This window comes from Stenotrophomonas sp. GD04054, assembly GCF_029836955.1.
GTDB classification, from domain to species: Bacteria; Pseudomonadota; Gammaproteobacteria; order Xanthomonadales; family Xanthomonadaceae; genus Stenotrophomonas; species Stenotrophomonas maltophilia_A.
The window spans coordinates 1-18,254 of the sequence record NZ_JAOECR010000043.1 but is presented as its reverse complement, the minus strand read 5'-3'; the positions used below and the strand labels follow the sequence as shown (position 1 = coordinate 18,254).

The following is an 18,254-nucleotide window of genomic DNA, read 5'->3' as shown; positions in this document are numbered from 1 at the left end:
TAGAATCGGCGGTTCTCGAACCTGCAGGACCGTGCAATGCAGCTGTCTTCCGTACGTGCCGTGATCACTGGCGGCGTCTCCGGCCTCGGCCTGGCCGTGGCCCAGCACCTCGTCGCCCAGGGCGGCAAGGTGGCCCTGTTCGACCTCAACGACGACAAGGGTGCTGCTGCCGTTGCCGGGCTGGGTGCCGACAAGGCCCGCTATTTCAACGTCAACGTCAGCGATGAAGCGGCCGTTTCGGCAGCCATCGACCAGGCCCACGAGTTCCTCGGTGGCCTGAACGTGGCGATGAACTGCGCCGGCATCCTCGGCGCCGGCCGCGTGCTGGGCAAAGAAGGGCCGATGCCGCTGGCCGGCTTCCAGGGCACGGTGATGGTCAACCTGGTCGGTAGCTTCAACGTTGCAAAGGCCGCGGCCAACCGCATGCAGCACAACGAAGCCGGCACCGACGGCGAGCGCGGCGTGATCATCAATACCGCCAGCATCGCCGCCTACGAAGGCCAGATCGGCCAGGCCGCGTACGCCGCCAGCAAGGGCGGCGTGGTGTCGATGACGCTGCCGATGGCGCGCGAACTGTCGCGCTTCGGCATCCGCGTCAATACGATTGCTCCAGGCGTGTTCTGGACGCCGATGGTCGACGGCATGCCCGAGGCGGTGCAGCAGTCACTGGCCGCGTCGATCCCGTTCCCGTCACGCCTGGGCAAGCCGGAAGACTTCGCCAGCCTGGTTGGCTTCATCCTCGGCAACACCTACCTCAATGGCGAGACCATCCGCCTGGACGGCGCTACCCGCCTCGCTCCGAAGTGATTCCCCCCGGGCGCCGGGACGGCGCCCTCCCCCAACGACCTAGATCACCATGAAAGCCAACGACATCAAGAAGGGCAACGTCGTCGAGTACAACAACGGCGTGTACCAGATCCGCGACATCGAGCGCAGCTCGCCGCAGGGTCGCGGCGGCAACGTCCGCTTCCGCTTCATCATGTACAGCGTGCCGGGCGGCAACAAGCTCGACGCCAGCTTCGATGCCGACGACAACCTGGTCGAAGTCGAACTGCTGCGCCGCCAGTCCACCTATTCGTACAAGGACGGCGATGCCTTCGTGTTCCTCGATGACGAGGACTACACCCCGTACACCCTGGACGCGGACGTGATCGGCGACGACGCCGGCTACATCACCGTCGGCCTGACCGGCATCTACGTGCAGGTGATCGACGAGCAGCCGGTGGCGATCCAGCTGCCGGCCTCGGTGGTGCTGGAAGTGATCGAGACGCCGCCGGAACTGAAGGGCGGCACCGCCACCAAGCGCCCGAAGCCGGCCAAGCTCAACACCGGCATCGAAATCATGGTGCCGGAGTACATCGTCAACGGCGAGCGCGTGCTGGTGAACACCGCCACCGGCGAATTCGCTGGCCGTGCCGACTAAGCGCCTTGCGCTGATCGGCTGCCCGTCCCTGCTTGCGGCGTGTTCGCCGCAGGCAGCGGACGGATCATCGGCGACAGCGGTTGTGTAGAGCCGAGCCCACGCTCGGCTGCAGTGCCTGTCCAATGCACACAGCAGCCGAGCGTGGGCTCGGCTCTACAGAGAGCTTACGGCTGCTTCGCGCCGAAGTTGCCACAACCGTGGTACTGGCGGGTGCCGATGGTCAGGTTCACCTTGGCATCGAATGCCTCGCCACTCATGTCATCCTGGCAGGTGGTGCGCTGGAAGCTGAGCTTGACGTCGGTACCGTCGGACGCCTTGCCACTCCAGCCGTCAGCGCCTTCGGTGGGTTTGGCCACATCGAAGCGGCGCTCGCCATAGTCGACTTCCACCTGCAGGCCCGGCGTGTCGCCATCAACGACCGCAAGCCACCCCGGCTCGTTGCCGGTGGCACGGAACGCGGCATTGCCGGCACTGCCATCGCCTTCGGTGGCTTCGACCGCATGGCACTCGCGATCGGCTTCGCCCTTCAGGCTCAACAGGCCGTCATCGCTGCCCTTGGTCCAGAAGCTGTTGCCCTTGCCATCGCCGTACTTGGCACCCGACGCCGCACGCTCGGAGGTCATGGCGAAGGTACGGTCGCCGATCACCACCGTGGCCGCATCCTCGCCATTGAAGGTCGCGCGCACGCTCAGATCACCACACCGGTACATGGTCTCGCTGCCGGTACCGGCGCCGGTGCTGGCAGCCGGTTCGGGCGCGGCCGGCGGCGCGGCATCAGTGCCGCCCGCAGCGGGTGGCTGTGCCGGCTGGCACGCGGCCAGGACCAACCCGAGGGAGGCTGCCAACAGACTGGGGACTACACGCATGGCTCGACTCCTTGTCGACACTACAGAGATCTTCGACCCTACCACCTGCCGGTGAGCGGGGCCTGAAAGCGGCCTGACCGCGTTCATGCGGCCAGTACCGCCATCGACAGCAGCTGCGCGCCGCTGTCGCCGGAACTGCAGGTCCAGACCCGCAGCAGGCGCAGTTTCAGCTCGCGCTCCTGGCCCTGCCCGCGCACCGACAAGCGCACGTCGCTGGACAACAATGCCAGGCGTCCGCACAGCAGCGTTTCCACCGCGTACGATTGCAGGCTGCTCACCCGCAGGTTCCCGGCCAGCCAGTCGCCCAGCCAGGGCAGATCGAGCATGCGCCCGCCCTGCCCGTCCATCATGAACAAGGCCGGCGATACCAGCGCGGTCAGCGCATCGTGGTCGTCATCCAGCAATGCCTGCCGCAGGCGCTGTTCCAGCGCTGCCAGCTGCCGCTCATGCAGGTCTTCAACGATGTCCCGTTCCATCCACGGATCCTTCCGGCATCGGCCGGCGCCTGCGCAGGCGTTGCGCGATCCACTGCCGCGCGCCCTGCACTACTACATAGAAGACCGGCACGAAGAACACCGCCAGCACGGTCGCACTGACCATGCCGCCGAACACGCCGGTTCCAATCGCCTGCTGGGTTTCCTTCGATGCGCCCTGCGCCAGCATCAGCGGCACCACGCCCAGCGCGAACGCCAGCGAGGTCATCACGATCGGCCGCAGGCGCAGCCGTGCCGCCTCCAAGGCCGCTTCGACCAGGCCACGGCCCTGCTGCTGCAGCTGGCGTGCGAACTCGACGATGAGGATCGCGTTCTTCGCCGACAGCCCGATCACCGTGATCATGCCGACCTTGAAGAACACGTCGTTGGGCATGCCGCGCAACAACACGGCGGCGACCGCGCCGAGCAGGCCCAGCGGCACCACCAGCATCACCGCCAGCGGAATCGACCAGCTCTCGTACAGCGCCGCCAGCACCAGGAACACCACCAGCATCGACAGCAGCAAAAGCCACGGCGCCTGCGCACCGGATTCGCGCTCCTGCAGCGACTGGCTGGTCCATTGCAGAGCGAAGCCGGACGGCAGCTTCTCCGCCAACCGCTCCATCTCCGCCATCGCCTGGCCGGTCGACACGCCGGAGGCCGGGGCGCCGGACAGATTCAGCGCCGGGAAGCCGAGATAGCGCTGCAGCTGCAGCGGCGCCTCGGTCCAGTGCGGGGTCACCAGTTCGGACAGCGCCACCATGCCGCCCTCGCTGTTCCGCACGTACAGCTTCAGCACGTCCTCCAGTTCCATCCGGTGCGAGGCGTCTGCCTGCAGGATCACCTGCTGCAACCGGCCCTTGTTGGGGAAGTCATTGACGTACTGCGAGCCCATCGCAGCCGACAGCGTGCTGCTGATGTGTTCGAAGCCCACGCCCATCGCCTCGGCCTTGGCCCGGTCGATGTCCAGCCGCACGCTGGTGCCGGCCGGCAGGCCATCGGCATGCACCTCGGACAGCAGCGGGCTGGCCTCGGCCAGCTTCAGCAGCTGCTGCAGGGCCGCGCGCAGCTCGGCCTGGCTCTGCCCGGTGCGCGCCTGCAGGGCGAGCGAGAACCCGGACGAACGGCCCAGGCTGTCGATCGCCGGCGGCATCACGCTCATCACCTCGCCCTCGGCAATCGTGGACATCGCCTTCTGCGCGGCCTCCACCTCGCCGGCCGCGGTGGCGCCTGCGCGCTCGCCCCAATCCTTGAGCATGGTGTAGGTCAGCGCCGCGCTCGGGCCGGAGCCAGAGAAGCTGTAGCCAAGGATCGACTGATTGGAGCCGATGCCTGGGCGCGAGGCCACATGCCGTTCGTAGGCTTCGACCACGGCCAGCGTGCGCTCGGCGGTGGCTTCGGCCGGCAGCTGGATCGAGGTCATGAAATAGCCCTGGTCCTCTTCGGGCAGGAATGCGCCCGGCAGCCAGTGCAGGCCCAGCAGCAGCGCCACTACCAGTGCGGCGAACACGCCCATCACCCGCCCGCTTCGCTGCAGCACCGAGGCCACGCCACGCTGGTAGCGCCCGGTCATCGCCTCGAAGCCACGATTGAAGGCGCCGAACAGACCGCCCCGACCATGGTGGCCATGGGTGTTCGGGCGCAGCAGGGTCGCGCACAGCGCCGGCGTCAGACTCAATGCCAGCAGCGCCGAGAACAGGATCGACACTGCCATCGCCACGGTGAACTGGCGGTAGATCGCGCCCACCGAGCCGCTGGCCAAGGCCATCGGAATGAACACGGCGGTCAGCACCAGGGTGATGCCGATCACCGCACCGGTCAGCTCGCGCATCGCCTTGATGGTGGCCTCGCGCGGCGGCAGGCCCTCCTCGGCCATGATCCGTTCCACGCCCTCGACCACCACGATGGCGTCGTCGACGATGATGCCGATCGCCAGCACCATGCCGAACATGGTCAGCACGTTGATCGAGAAGCCCAGTGCCAGCATCACCGCGAAGGTGCCGAGCAGCGCGATCGGTGCGACCAGCGCCGGAATCAGCGTGTAGCGCCAGTTCTGCAGGAACAGGTACATCACCGCGAACACCAGCAGCATCGCCTCCAGCAGCGTCTGCACCACCTTCTGGATCGAGATCTTGACGAACGGCGCGGTGTCGAACGGAATGCTCGATTCCACGCCGCGTGGCAGCAGCGGCGCCAGTTCGGCCATGCGCTCACGCACCGCCGACGCGGTACGCACCGCGTTCGCGCCGGGACGCAGCTGCACGCCGGCGGCGGTGGCCGGATGGCCGTCCTCGCGGGTGCCCCAGGCATAGCTCTGCGCGCCCAGTTCAACGCGGGCGACATCGCCCAGCACCACCCGTGAACCGTCGGCCCCGGCACGCAGCACGATGGCGGCGAACTGTTCCGGCGTGGACAACTGGCCCTCGGCGCTGAGCGGCACGGTGATGCGCTGGCCTGGAACACCCGGCGAATCACCAATGCGTCCCGGCGAGATCTCCAGGTTCTGCTGCTCGATGGCGGCGGCCACATCGCCCATGGTCAGGCCGTAGCCGGTCAACCGGGTCGGGTCCAGCCACACGCGCATCGCCTGCTCGGCACCGAACAACTGCACGCGGCCGACGCCATCGATGCGGCGCAGCTCTTCGATGATGTTGCGCGCCATGAAATCGCCCAGCGCCGCCTCGCTGACGCTGGCATCCGGCGAACGCAGGCCGACCAGCATCAGGAAGCCGGAATCAGCGGCCTCCACGAACAGGCCGTTCTGGCGCACGCTGCGCGGCAGGCGCGGCTCGATCGCCTTGATCCGGTTCTGCACGTCCACCTGCGCCAGCTCCGGATTGGTGCCGGGCTTGAAGGTGGCGGTGATCGAGGCTTCGCCGGAGGTGTCCACCGACGACTCGAAGTACAACAGGTGCTTGACGCTGGACAGCTCGCGCTCGATCAGGCCGACCACCGCATCGTTCAGCGTCTGCGGGCTGGCACCCGGGTAGCTGGCATAGATGCTGACGCTCGGCGGCGCAACCGCCGGATAGCGCTCCACGGCGAGCCGCGGAATCGCCAACACGCCGGCCAGGATGATGAAGATCGCCAGCACCCAGGCGAACACCGGGCGATCAATGAAGAAACGTGCCATGTTGGATTTCCCTGGAGGGACCGGCCCGGGAAAGGCTCAGCCCTTGCTGCCGGCCTGCATCGCACCGGCGCTGGCGACCGGCCTCTGCCAGTCGCGCGCATCGACCACCACGCCTTCCTGCAGGCGCTCCTGGCCCTCGACCACCACCTTCTCGCCCGCCTTCAGGCCGGTACGCACCAGCCACTGGCGATCAACGCTGCCGTCCACCTCCAGCGTGCGGATCACCGCCTTGCCGTCGGCGCCGATCACCCAGGCGTAGGCCTGGCCGCCAGCACTGCGCAGCACGGCCTGCTGCGGCACGGTCAGTGCACTGGCCGGGGCACCGCGTGGCACCTTCGCGCGCACGTACATGCCGGGCAACAGCTGGCGCTGCGGGTTGTCGACCAGGATGCGCAGGATCACATCGCCGGTGCGTGCATCGACATTGATGCCGGAGAACAGCAGCTGGCCGCGCTCGGGCAGCGGCTTGCCGGCGGCACCGATGATCGTCACCGGCAGCTCGCCACCACCGGCGGCACTGCGCTGCAGCGACTCCAGCTGCGCCGCCGGCTGGCGCACGTCCACGTAGACCTGGTCGATCTGCTGCACCACCGCCATCGGCTCGGCATCGGCCACGCCCACCAGCGCACCTTCGGTGACCAATGCCTGATCGATACGGCCGGCAATCGGTGCGCTGACCGTCGCATAGCGCAGGTCGAGCTGGCGACGGGACAGGATCGCGCGCGCTTCATTCACCGCCGCGCGCGCCTGCTCGTACTCGGCACTGGCGTCGTCGCGATGCTGCTGGCTGACCGCCTGCGCGGCAGCCAGGGCGTGCAGGCGCTGCGACTGCACGCGACTGCGGCCCAGCGCCGCTTCACTGCGCTGCAGCGCGGCCAACGCCGAATCGACATCGGCGCGGAATGCCGCCGGATCGATCTGGAAAAGAGGCTGGCCGGCGGCCACTTCGGCGCCCTGTTCGAACAGGCGGCGCTGCACGATGCCCCCCACCTGCGCTCGGATCTGCGCGGTGCGCACGGCGGCCACGCGGCCAGGCAGTTCGTCGTCACGCTGCACCACCTGTGGGCCGACGGCGACCACGCTGACGCGGGGTGCGGCTTCCGGCGCGGCTTCGGGGGTGGAGCAGGCCGTCATGGCCAAGGCGAGGGCCGCGATCAACGCGACCGGAGTCCTGAAGGTTCTCATTGCTGTGCACAATGCCGCGCAGGCGGCTGAAAGGTTCTGAAGAACCCAGTGTGCGTGGCGATGATGGGGTTTCGATGGAGGAACTGTGGAGATACGATGGAGGCAAGCACCTTAAGGCCCCGCCCCTGCATGCATGCCTCCCCTGCCCTCGCCGCCCTCGTCCTGATCGTCGAGGATGAGGCCGAGATCGCCGATATTCTCACCGCCTATCTGGAACGCGAAGGACTGCGTACGCTGCGCGCCGCCGACGGCCACAGCGCACTGGACCTGCATCGCAGCGCCCGCCCCGACCTGGTCCTGCTCGACGTGCAGCTGCCGCGGCTGGATGGCTGGAGCGTGCTGACCCAGCTGCGCCAGCGCGGCGAGACGCCGGTGATCATGCTGACCGCACTGGACCAGGACCTGGACAAGCTGACCGCACTGCGCATGGGCGCTGATGACTACGTGGTCAAACCATTCAATCCGGCCGAAGTGGCGGCGCGCGTGCGCGCCGTGCTGCGGCGTACGTTGCGCGCCTCGCGCGTGGATGCCCCGACCGCGCTGCGGGCGGGCCCGCTGCTGATCGACTCGGCCACCCACGCCGTACACGTGGAAGGCGAAGGCTACAGCCACGAAGTGCTGCTCACGCTCACCGAGTTCAAGCTGCTGCACTGCATGGCGCTGGCGCCGACCCGCATCTTCAGCCGCAGCGAACTGATGCACGAATGCCTGCCGGAAAGCGAGGCGCTGGAGCGCACGGTCGACAGCCATGTCAGCAAGCTGCGCCGCAAGCTGGATGAAGTGGGCATGGTCAATGTGCCGGCCAGCGTGCGTGGCGTCGGCTACCGGTTGATGGCCGACCGCTGATGGCCCGCCTGCGCCGCTCCGGGCTCAGCCGCCACATCATCGTCTCGATGTCGCTGATGGTGATCGGCGTCATCGTGATGATGATCCTGTCATCGTGGCTGCTGTATGCGGTCCTGGTCGAATTCTTCCCCGGCACTACCGAGGAGCCGGAAAGCTGGCTGCCGACCGGCCCTGAACTGGCATGGATGGTCGGCGTGATCCTGACCGGCCTGGCGCTGGCCATTGCCGCCTCGTTCCGTCTTGCCCATCGCATCCTGTCGCCGTTGAATTCGCTGGTGGACAGCGTGCGCGCGCTCGCGGGCGGCGACCTCGGTGCCCGTGCCAGCGTCGAGGAAAACTCGCCGGGCGAAGTGGCCACCTTGGTCGAGGACTTCAATGCCATGGCGCGGCGGCTGCAGCACGTGGAGAGCGAGCGTGCGATGTGGCATGCAGCCATCGCCCATGAACTGCGGACTCCGGTGACGATCCTGCGCGGCCGCCTGCAGGGCCTGGCCGAGGGCGTCTTCCAGCCGGACGAATCACAGTTCCGCAGCCTGCTCGCCCAGGTCGAGGGCCTGTCACGACTGATCGAGGATCTGCGCGTGCTGAGCCTGTCCGACAATGCGCGGCTGGACGTGCGCCGCGCACGTACCGACGTGGTGGCCGAAGTGCATTCGGTGATGACCCTGGTCGATCCCCAGTTCCGCGCCGCCGGCTTCGTGCTGGAGCTGGAAACCAGCCGCGAAGAACACAACGCGCACTGCGACCCGACCCGCCTGCGCCAGGCATTGCTGGCACTGCTGGAGAACGCGCGCCGCTATGCCAGCCCGGGCAAGGTGCGGATTGCCGTGCATGACACACCGGGCCATGTGCAGGTAGCGATCGAGGATGAGGGCCCGGGCATCGACCCTGAGCTGCACGCCGACATCTTCTCTCCGTTCATGCGTGCCGACGGTTCGCGTTCGCGCCAGGGTGGCGGTAGCGGGCTCGGCCTGGCGGTGGTCAAGGCCATCGCCGACGCGCACGGCGGCCGCGTCTACTGCACGGCGGGCAACGCTGGTGGCAGCCGTTTCGTTATCGAGCTGCCGCGCCAATAGCCGGCGTGGCTGCCTGTTCCCGCAGGCGGGCACCGAGCGCAGCGAGGTTGGCGTCGATCGCATCCATTTCGTTGCGCTGCTTCTCCGGCAGCTGCTGACGCAGCTGTACGCGCAGCGCCTGCCAGGCCGGCACCGCCTGTGCGCTGGCGGTGGCAACCGCTTCGGCCAGCACCGCCTGCTCATCGGCCAGCGGCAACCCGTAGCCGCCGTCCGCCAGCAGCGTACCCGGGCGCAGCCATTGCCCACCCTGCTCCAGCAACTGGCGCAGGCCCCGGGTCTCGGCACTGTCCGGTGCGGCCAGCAGGCGCCGTTTCAGCACATCGCGCGCGCGCAGCTCGGCGCGGCGTTGCGCAGCCTGTTCCAGCAGCAGCAGGCCGGCGCTTGCGCGCAGGTCGCCCTGCAGCAACCACAGCGCACGCTGCTGTGCGGGCAGCTTCAACCAGCCGCGTACATCGCGTGCGGGCAATGCCAGCTGGGCTGCCGCCACGCCGAACAACTGCTGGTAGTGATCGCGTGCCGAGGCGAAGTAGTAACCCTGCGCCTGTGCTGCATTGCGGTCCGTGAGTACCTGCTCGTCCAGCACATGCAGCTGCGACAGCCGACGCTTCAAACCACGCGGACTCAGCTGGGCCAGCCCGGCCTCGCCCAGCCGCGGCACACCCGCCTGCAGCAGCTTGGCGGTTTCCACCGCGCAGTTGTTGCTGACGAAGTAATAGCGCCCGTCATAGCTCCAGTGCACCTGCGCAGTGCGCTCGAGCAGGCTGGCGATCTCGCCGGGCGACAACTGCAACGGCAGCGACTGCAACCCGCGCAGCTCGACCTTGGTGTACTCGTCCACTACCTGCTGCAGCGGCAGCACGAACAGTCGCGACGGGTAGCCACCGGTAAGGCCACGCCAGTTGGAAATCTGCACGTCACCAACGAAGGCACGGAACGAAAGCACACGGTGGTATTCCAGGTCCAGGCGACAGTCCGGCCCCGGCGCACGGCCCGGCCGGCAGATCACCAGCCGCAGCATGCTGTGGCCCCAGCGGCTCATCGGCTGCGCGCTGCCTTCGGCAAACAGGTAGTCCACCGCGTAGACGCGTGCCGGGTCGAGGTGCAGCAACGACGCCGCACCCTCTTCCGGTTCGGCCTGCAGCAGTGGCAACGTGGTCGCGCAGTGCGACTGCGGCAGCGACGGCGGGGTTCCGAAATGGGCTTGGTACCACTGCGCCAGTGCCGGGCGCCGGCAGGCAAACTCGCTGTCGAGCACGAAATGCTCGGCGTTCACTGCCAGGTACTCGGCCGGATCTTTCAGTTCATACGCATCGGGACTACGGTCTCGGAAGTCATTGCCGCCACGGCCGAGATGCCACGGCTTGCGCTGCCACCCGGCCAGATCACGCCAGCGCACACTGCGCGACCAGTTCGCCCCCGTACGGTCGGCAACATGGCTCAGTTCGTGTACCAGCGCGCTGCGGCGTGCGCGCCGGGCGCCGGGCATGCCGTCATCCAGCAGATCGCGGCGCAACGTGATGCGGCCGGCGAAGGCGCGGCCATGCACCTCGGCGGGAAGGCCATCACTCCAGCGCACCTGCACCTGCGCCGGCAGGGCGCGCAGCAGGCCATCTGGCAACAATGACTGCACGTCGGCCAGGGTCTGCGTCGCCACCTGCTGCTGTGCAGGGCTCAGCCCTGCAGGATCGAGCTGCAGGCGGTCAGCCGCGTGCGCGACGTGAGCGATCAGCAGTAGAGCCACGCCGTGCGTGGCCGCGTTCCACCGCCCAAACCACTGTAGAGCCGAGCCATGCTCGGCTGCTGTTGGGATCCGCGTGCGCTGGGCGTTCAGCCGAGCATGGCTCGGCTCTACAGAAAGCGATGACGCCGAGGTCATGCAGCCCGGATCAACGCGCCAGCAGCGCGCGGGCCAGTTCCAGGTCGCTCTGCTGGTGTGCGGCAGTGCTCTGCTCACGCAGGTGGACAAGCGCCGCCTGCAGGCGAGCGCCACGGATCTGGCCGTCGCTGGCGACGAACGCGGCGGCATCGTCGCGCGCAGCCAGCACCACCTTGTCATCGCCCGAGCTGCTGCCCGAGGAACCGGAGGACGCACCGGTGGCCGAGCCGGCCGAGGTGCCGGCGAAGCTGGAAGCGAAGCCGGCCAGCGGCAGGGACAGCAGGGCAAGCAGCAGAAGCGGACGGGTCATCGGTTCAAAGCCGGTTGTTAGGAAGCGTGGAGCGTAACGGGTACGTGAAGGATTTGCCCGACTCAAACGTCGAACAGCTTGCCGGGATTCAGCCGCGCTTGGGGATCGAACGCGCGTTTGACCGCCTTCATCAGCGCGATCTCGGCCGGGCCGCGAGTGCTGTCCAGGTAGCCCTTCTTGACCAGGCCGATGCCGTGCTCGGCCGAGATGCTGCCATCGAAGCGGGCCAGCACCTGCGCCAACAGCTTGGTTACGTGCTCGCATTGCGCCACGAAATCAGCGTCGCTGGTGTCGTCCGGCTTAAGCACATTGATGTGCAGATTGCCGTCACCGATGTGGCCGAACCAGACCACGTCGAAATGCGGATAGGCCTGCCCGATCAGCGCCTGGGTCTCGGCCAGGAACGCCGGCATCGACGAGATCCGCACCGAAACATCGTTCTTGTAGGGCTTGTAACGGGCAAGCGACTCAGTGATGCCTTCGCGCAGGCGCCACAGCTGCGCGGCCTGCGCGTCGCTGGCACTGATCACGCCATCGCTGACCCAGCCATTGCCCATGCAGTCCTCGAACGCGGCCATCGCCGCCGCTTCCTGGGCCTCGTCGCCGGCCGCGAACTCGGTCACCACGTAATACGGGTGCACTTCGTCGAACGGCGCCTGCGCGCCATGCGCCAGCACGTGCTCCAGCGCCCGGTCGGTGAAGAATTCGAAGGCCTGCAGCTGCAGGCGCGCGCGGAACGCGGCGAATACCTGCATCAGCACCTCGAAGCTGGGTACGGCCAGCAGCATCACATTGCTGGCCGGCGGCGGATCGGTCAATTTCACCGTGGCTTCGACGATCACGCCCAGCGTGCCTTCCGAGCCGATCAGCAGCTGGCGGAAGTCGTAGCCGCTGGAGTTCTTGATCAGCCCCTTGTTGAGTTCCAGCAACTCGCCGTCAGCGGTGACCACCTTCAGTCCCGCGATCCACTCACGGGTGTTGCCGTAGCGGATCACGCGGATGCCACCGGCATTGGTGGCGATGTTGCCGCCGATCGAGCAGGACCCGCGCGCGGCGAAATCCACCGGGTAGATCAGGCCGTGGTCCAGCGCGGCGTTGTGCACGGCCTCCAGTGGCATGCCGGCCTGCACCACCAGGGTGCGATCGACCGCGTCGTAGGCCAGCGCCTTGTTCATCCGTTCCAGGCTGAGCACCAGCTCGCCGTTGGCGGCCACCGCGCCACCCGAGAGGCCGGTGCGGCCACCGGACGGCACCACGGCCACGCCCTCGCCTGCGCTCCAGCGCATCACCGCCTGCACTTCCTCGACCGTGGCCGGCAGTGCGATCGCCAGCGGCGCCGGCGTCCAGCGCCGGGTCCAGTCGCGCCCGTAATGCTCCAGGTCGGACGGATCGGTCTTCAGCTTCAAGCCGGGGCAGGCCTGTTGCAGCGAGGCAATGCGGGAATCGGTCATGACGGTCCAGCGCGGTGCGTGAAGAACGGGCAAGCGTGCCAGCGGCACGCGCCAGCGTCCAGCCCCGCAGCCGTGCAGATAGCTACGGATGCAACCAATTGCGCACTGCACCATGGTCGCTGCGATCTGGCATAGTGGTCAGCCCCTGTCCCACTGGCCGTGTCGCCCCATGTCGCCGAAGAAGACCTCGTTCCCGAAGCAGGATATCCGCGTGCTGTTGCTGGAGGGGGTCAGCCAGACCGCCGTGGAGGTATTCAGCGCCGCCGGCTACAGCCAGATCGAAGCGCACACCAAGGCGCTGCCCGAGGACGAACTGAAGGCGCGCATCGCCGAGGCGCACATCGTCGGCATCCGTTCGCGCACCCAGCTCAGCGCCGAAGTGCTGGCCGAGGCCAAGCGCCTGATCGCGGTGGGCTGCTTCTGCATCGGCACCAACCAGGTCGACCTGGACGCGGCCGAGCTGGCCGGCATCCCGGTGTTCAACGCGCCGTACTCCAACACCCGCAGCGTGGCCGAACTGGTGATCGCCGAGGCGATCATGCTGACCCGCGGCATTCCGCAGAAGAACGCCGAATGCCATCGCGGCGGCTGGTCGAAGTCGGCCAGCGGCAGCCATGAAGTGCGCGGCAAGACGCTGGGCATCATCGGTTACGGCCACATCGGCACCCAGGTCGGCGTGCTGGCCGAATCGCTGGGCATGCAGGTGATCTTCCACGACGTGGAAACCAAGCTGGCACTGGGCAATGCCCGTTCAGCGGCCAGCCTGGACGACCTGCTGGCGCGTGCCGACATCGTCACCCTGCACGTGCCGGAGACCCCGTCCACGCAGTGGATGATCGGCAGCACCGAGCTGGCGAAGATGCGCAAGGGCGCGCACCTGATCAACGCCGCGCGCGGCACCGTGGTCGACATCGATGCGCTGGACGCGGCCCTGGCCAGCGGCCACGTCGGCGGCGCCGCGCTGGACGTGTTCCCGGTCGAACCGAAGGGCAATGGCGATATCTTCGAATCGCCGCTGACCCGCCACGACAACGTGATCCTGACCCCGCACGTGGGCGGCAGCACGCTGGAGGCGCAGGACAACATCGGCGTTGAAGTGGCCGCCAAGCTGGTGCGCTACAGCGACAACGGCAGCACCCTGTCGGCGGTCAATTTCCCGGAAGTGACCCTGCCCGAGCACGCCGACAGCCTGCGCCTGCTGCACATCCACCAGAACGTGCCGGGCGTGCTGTCCAAGGTCAACGAGATCTTCTCGCGCCACAACGTCAACATCGACGGCCAGTTCCTGCGCACCGACCCGAAGGTGGGCTACGTGGTGATCGACATCACCGCCAGCGAGGAACAGGCCGCCGCCGTGCGCGACGAGCTGGCCGCGATCCCGGGCACGCTGCGCACGCGCATTCTGTACTGAGAAAAGGGGACGGAGGGGATTAAGTCGTTTGCCGCACATGCGCCATAAACGACTTAATCCCCTCCGTCCCCTTTTACCTCAACGTGCCAGCCAGCGACGGGCCATGCGCTGCATGGATTCGTCAGATTCCGGATCGGCGGCGACCTCGGTCACCGGCCGCCAGGCCAGGTCGAGTGACTCCTCGCTGAGCACGAAGGCTTCGCCGCCCAGCGCGCGGATCACGAAACGCACGTCGTAGTGCCAGTGTCCCGGCACGTCCTTGCGCTCCGGAATCCAATGCTTGTCCAGATCGAAGATGGTCGGGTCTTCCAGCACCAGGCCGCTCAGGCCCGATTCTTCTTCGGCCTCCTTCAGCGCCACCTGGGCCAGGTCACGATCGCCGTCGGCGTGGCCGCCCAGCTGCAGCCAGCGCTGCAGCTTGCGGTGATGGGTCAGCAGCAGGCGCTGGCCGTCGGCACTGACCAGCCAGCAGCTGGCGGTGAAGTGGCCGGCCAGGCGCTCGCGCCGGAACGGATCTTCCGGATCGTCCAACAATGTGCCGAATTCGGCAGCCAGTGCGTCGTGGGCGGGCTCGCGCCGGGCATAGTCCCGCAGCAGGCCACGCAGGCGATCGTCAAGCAGGGCAAGGGTTTCGGCGGTCTGGCTCATGAATGGGCGGCGTTTGGAAAAATACTGCTCATTATCGCCGTTCATTGTTGCGATTGCGCTTGTGCGTTGGCTTCAGCTTTGGCTAAGGTACAGCGGGCCGTTCGCGCGGCCTTCACCATCCAGGGTTGCCGGCAACGTATCGGCGGCCCACCCAATCCGATCACTAGGAAGTACTGCATGCTGAAAGCTCTGTTGAGGGTCAAGCCGGTTGAACCGGCCGGGCACGTCGATGCTGGCGAACCCATCGAAGGCAGCCTGGACGGCGAAGCCACGTTGAAACGGACCCTCACGGCTAAACACCTCATCCTGCTTGGCGTGGGTGCGGTGATCGGCGCAGGTATCTTCGTGCTGACCGGCCAGGCTGCGGCCAACCACGCTGGCCCGGCAGTGATGCTGTCGTTCGTCATCGCCGGTTTCGCCTGCGCCCTGGCGGGCCTGTGCTACGCCGAATTCGCGGCGATGATGCCGGTCTCCGGCAGCGCCTACTCCTACTCCTACGCCACCCTCGGCGAGGGCATGGCCTGGTTCATCGGCTGGTGCCTGGTGCTGGAATACCTGTTCGCCTCGGCCTCGGTCGCGGTGGGTTGGTCGGCGTACCTGATCAGCTTCATCACCACCACGCTGCACATGCCGTTCCCGGATGCCCTGAGCGCGGCCCCGATTGCCTGGACCGGCAGCGAGTTCATCGCGTCGGGCAAGCTGTTCAACCTGCCGGCCGTGCTGATCGTGGCGGCGGTGTCCGGCCTGCTGTACGTGGGCGTGACCCAATCGGCCTTCGTCAACGCGATCATCGTGGCGATCAAGGTCACCGTCATCTGCCTGTTCATCGGCATCGGCGCGGCCCACATCGACCCGGCCAACTGGCAGCCGTTCATCCCGGAAAACACCGGCGTGGCGGGTGAGTTCGGCTGGAGCGGCGTGTTCCGTGCGGCCACCATCGTGTTCTTCGCCTACATCGGCTTCGATGCGGTCTCCACCGCCGCCGGCGAAACCAAGGACCCGCAGCGCAACATGCCGATCGGCCTGCTCGGCTCGCTGGCGGTGTGCACCATCGTCTACATCATCGTCTGCGCGGTGCTGACCGGCATGATGCCGTACCACCTGCTGGGCACCGACAAGCCGGTGGCCACCGCGCTGGAACCCTACCCGACCCTGTCCTGGCTGAAGACCCTGGTCGAGATCGGCGCCATCGCCGGCCTGTCCTCGGTGGTGCTGGTGATGATGATGGGCCAGACCCGCATCGCCTACACCATCTCCCGCGACGGCCTGCTGCCGAAGTTCTTCGGCAGGGTCCACGCCCGCTTCCGCACCCCGTACGTCGCCACCATCGTGGTCGGCGTGATCGCCGCGGCACTGGCCGGCCTGGTACCGCTGAACGTGCTGGGCGAACTGGTCTCGATGGGCACCCTGCTGGCCTTCGCCACGGTCTGCATCGGCGTGCTGGTGCTGCGCTATACCAAGCCGGAGATCCACCGCCCGTTCCGCGTGCCGGCGGTCTGGATCATCTGCCCCCTCGGCGCAGCCACCTGCCTGTTCCTGTTCTGGCAGGCGTTCGTGGTGCACTGGCACCTGTTCGTTGGCTGGACGCTGCTCGGCCTCCTGATCTACCTGGGCTACGGCATCCGCAACAGCAAGCTGGCCAAGTCGCCCTGATCCGCCTACGGGCCGGCCTCGCGCCGGCCCGTCCGTTTTCCCCGCGCGCCGGTCATGGCGCGCTTCGACAAGACCACCACACATGTTCAAGCAACTGTGGGCCACCAAGCACCCGCATGCCGCCCATGAAGACGCCAACGGCCTGAGCCTGCGCCGCCACCTCGGCCCCTGGGGGCTGACTGCCCTGGGTATCGGCGCGGTGATCGGCGGCGGCATCTTCGTCATCACCGGCCAGGCCGCCGCCAACCACGCCGGCCCGGCCATCATGCTGTCCTTCGTACTGGCCGCCATCTGCTGCGCCTTCTGCGCGCTGGCCTACGCGGAATTCGCCTCGATGGTGCCGGTTTCCGGCAGCGCCTACACCTATACCTACGCCACCTTCGGCGAGCTCTCGGCCTGGTTCATCGGCTGGATGCTGGTGCTCGAATACGGCGTCTCCGCCTCCGCGGTCGCGGTCAGCTGGACCGGCTATTTCCTCAGCCTGCTCAGCCAGTTCGACATCCATCTACCGGCGGCGCTGGTCAGCGCGCCACTCGACGCGCAGCTGCGCCCGACCGGCGCGATCGCCAACCTGCCCGCCGCCGCACTGGTGCTGCTGCTGACCTGGCTGTGCTACGTCGGCATCAGCAAGTCCTCGGCGATGAACATGGCAATGGTCGTGCTGAAGACCGGCCTGATCCTGCTGGTCATCGTGGTCGGCTGGAAGTACGTGGACACCAGCAACTGGACCCCGTTCATTCCGGCCAACGAAGGCCCCGGCAAGTACGGCATGGAAGGCGTGCTGCGTGGCGCGGCGATGGTGTTCTTCGCCTACATCGGTTTCGAGGCGGTGTCGGTGGCGGCGCAGGAATCGAAGAACCCGCAGCGCGACATGCCGTTCGGCATGATGCTGTCGCTGGTGATCTGCACCGTGCTGTACATCGCGATGGCCGCAGTGATGACCGGCCTGGTGCCGTTCCAGCTGCTGGGCACCGACGAGCCGGTGGTGACCGCGGTGGCGGCGCATCCGCAGCTGGGCTGGCTGCGCTGGGTGGTCGAGGTCGGCGCGCTGGTCGGCCTGTCTTCGGTGGTGCTGGTGATGATCATCGGCCAGCCGCGCATCTTCATGATCATGGGCCGCGACGGCCTGCTGCCGCCGGTGTTCACCAAGATCCACCCGAAGTACCGTACCCCGCACATCAACACGGTGATCACCGGTATCGGCATCGCCCTGCTGGCGGCGCTGTTCCCGCTGGACATCCTCGGCGAGCTGACCTCGATGGGCACGCTGATCGCGTTCGCTGCCGTGTGCGCCGGCGTGCTGATCCTGCGCCGCACCCAGCCGGACCTGCCGCGTCCGTTCCGCATGCCGATGGCGTGGCTGATCTGCAGCCTGGGCGTGCTGAGTTGCCTTGCCCTGCTGTCGGCGATGACGATGCACAACTGGATGCTGATGGGGGTGTGGACGTTCGTCGGCTTCGTGATCTATTTCTGCTACGGGTTCAGGCACAGCCGCCTGCGGGGTAAGTAAAGGGATTGCAGGGCCTGCGGCCCTGCACCCGCCTTTGAAGCCGGAGCAACGACAAGAGCTGGGCTGAGGGTTTGGCGGGGAGGGGGGAGATTGCGGGGGACGCTGCAAGTACATCCCTGTAAGCTCGGTCGTCGCATCCATGCGGCTCACGCCCCCGCAACCTCCCCCCTCCCCGCCTCCGACAGTCTCCTGGCACGTCCGGTAGATCCACGCCATGCGTGGATGGAGCGTTCTCATGAACGAATATTCCGGAATCAATGATTCTGTAGAGCGGAGCCATGCTCCGCTCCGAGCAAGCGCAGCGAAGCGACCCGCTTTTCGCTTTTCCTTCTTCACTCCGTGGCTGGCCGCACGCCGGAACCTGTCAGAGGCGGGGAGGGTGGGCCGTGCAGG

15 protein-coding genes are annotated in these 18,254 nt (G+C 67.4%); 7 read left to right on the top strand and 8 right to left on the bottom strand.

Annotated elements, in window-relative coordinates; translation table 11 throughout:
• Positions 1 to 36: 36 nt before the first annotated feature.
• Positions 37 to 807: an SDR family oxidoreductase gene (locus N7573_RS17150; protein ID WP_132810025.1), complete on the top strand. Its 771-nt coding sequence runs from the start codon at positions 37 to 39 to the stop codon at positions 805 to 807.
• A gap of 49 nt (positions 808 to 856) precedes the next feature.
• The gene (yeiP, locus tag N7573_RS17145) at positions 857 to 1,423 is read left to right on the top strand and encodes an elongation factor P-like protein YeiP (RefSeq protein ID WP_279943232.1); all 567 of its coding nucleotides are present in this window, start codon (positions 857 to 859) and stop codon (positions 1,421 to 1,423) included.
• A gap of 164 nt (positions 1,424 to 1,587) precedes the next feature.
• Here yeiP and N7573_RS17140 read toward each other — a convergent pair whose 3' ends face one another.
• From N7573_RS17140 to N7573_RS17125, 4 genes are all read right to left on the bottom strand, one after another.
• On the bottom strand, positions 1,588 to 2,289 hold the full coding sequence (locus N7573_RS17140) for an MliC family protein (protein ID WP_279913575.1): 702 nt from the start codon (positions 2,287 to 2,289) through the stop codon (positions 1,588 to 1,590).
• Positions 2,290 to 2,372: 83 nt separating this feature from the next.
• A complete protein-coding gene (locus tag N7573_RS17135) occupies positions 2,373 to 2,765 on the bottom strand; it encodes a nuclear transport factor 2 family protein (protein ID WP_032128783.1) in 393 nt (130 codons plus the stop codon).
• The gene (locus tag N7573_RS17130) at positions 2,746 to 5,895 is read right to left on the bottom strand and encodes a multidrug efflux RND transporter permease subunit (protein WP_279913574.1); all 3,150 of its coding nucleotides are present in this window, start codon (positions 5,893 to 5,895) and stop codon (positions 2,746 to 2,748) included. The genes N7573_RS17135 and N7573_RS17130 overlap by 20 nt, the downstream gene beginning before the upstream one ends.
• Positions 5,896 to 5,931: 36 nt before the next feature.
• A complete protein-coding gene (locus tag N7573_RS17125) occupies positions 5,932 to 7,080 on the bottom strand; it encodes an efflux RND transporter periplasmic adaptor subunit (protein WP_153854905.1) in 1,149 nt (382 codons plus the stop codon).
• A 129-nt stretch (positions 7,081 to 7,209) separates the two neighbouring features.
• Here N7573_RS17125 and N7573_RS17120 point away from each other — a divergent pair, with 129 nt between their 5' ends.
• The gene (locus tag N7573_RS17120; RefSeq protein ID WP_185959206.1) at positions 7,210 to 7,926 is read left to right on the top strand and encodes a response regulator; all 717 of its coding nucleotides are present in this window, start codon (positions 7,210 to 7,212) and stop codon (positions 7,924 to 7,926) included.
• Positions 7,926 to 9,002: an ATP-binding protein gene (locus N7573_RS17115; protein WP_032128780.1), complete on the top strand. Its 1,077-nt coding sequence runs from the start codon at positions 7,926 to 7,928 to the stop codon at positions 9,000 to 9,002. The genes N7573_RS17120 and N7573_RS17115 overlap by 1 nt, the downstream gene beginning before the upstream one ends.
• On the opposite strand, the gene N7573_RS17110 is transcribed toward N7573_RS17115, so the two are convergent.
• The 3 genes from N7573_RS17110 to N7573_RS17100 form a co-directional block, all read right to left on the bottom strand.
• Positions 8,980 to 10,743, bottom strand: a complete 1,764-nt coding sequence (locus N7573_RS17110; RefSeq protein WP_279913577.1) for a DUF4105 domain-containing protein — start codon at positions 10,741 to 10,743, stop codon at positions 8,980 to 8,982. The two genes, N7573_RS17115 and N7573_RS17110, sit on opposite strands and share 23 nt — an antisense overlap.
• A 145-nt stretch (positions 10,744 to 10,888) precedes the next feature.
• Complete coding sequence (locus tag N7573_RS17105) at positions 10,889 to 11,188, bottom strand: DUF2388 domain-containing protein (RefSeq protein ID WP_279943231.1); 300 nt, start codon at positions 11,186 to 11,188, stop codon at positions 10,889 to 10,891.
• Positions 11,189 to 11,250: 62 nt separating this feature from the next.
• A complete protein-coding gene (locus tag N7573_RS17100; protein ID WP_049400143.1) occupies positions 11,251 to 12,639 on the bottom strand; it encodes an FAD-binding oxidoreductase in 1,389 nt (462 codons plus the stop codon).
• A 169-nt stretch (positions 12,640 to 12,808) separates the two neighbouring features.
• On the opposite strand from N7573_RS17100, the gene serA reads away from it, so the two are divergent.
• Entirely contained in the window at positions 12,809 to 14,050 is a 1,242-nt protein-coding gene (serA, locus tag N7573_RS17095) for a phosphoglycerate dehydrogenase (RefSeq protein WP_164080839.1), read from the top strand.
• A gap of 78 nt (positions 14,051 to 14,128) precedes the next feature.
• Here serA and N7573_RS17090 read toward each other — a convergent pair whose 3' ends face one another.
• Positions 14,129 to 14,743 carry an NUDIX hydrolase gene (locus tag N7573_RS17090; RefSeq protein WP_279913762.1) on the bottom strand — a complete coding sequence of 205 codons (615 nt, stop codon included), beginning with the start codon at positions 14,741 to 14,743 and terminating at the stop codon, positions 14,129 to 14,131.
• A gap of 132 nt (positions 14,744 to 14,875) precedes the next feature.
• On the opposite strand from N7573_RS17090, the gene N7573_RS17085 reads away from it, so the two are divergent.
• Positions 14,876 to 16,351: an amino acid permease gene (locus N7573_RS17085; RefSeq protein WP_121503164.1), complete on the top strand. Its 1,476-nt coding sequence runs from the start codon at positions 14,876 to 14,878 to the stop codon at positions 16,349 to 16,351.
• Between the two features lie 82 nt (positions 16,352 to 16,433).
• Positions 16,434 to 17,861 carry an amino acid permease gene (locus N7573_RS17080; RefSeq protein WP_010482555.1) on the top strand — a complete coding sequence of 476 codons (1,428 nt, stop codon included), beginning with the start codon at positions 16,434 to 16,436 and terminating at the stop codon, positions 17,859 to 17,861.
• Positions 17,862 to 18,254 lie beyond the last annotated feature (393 nt).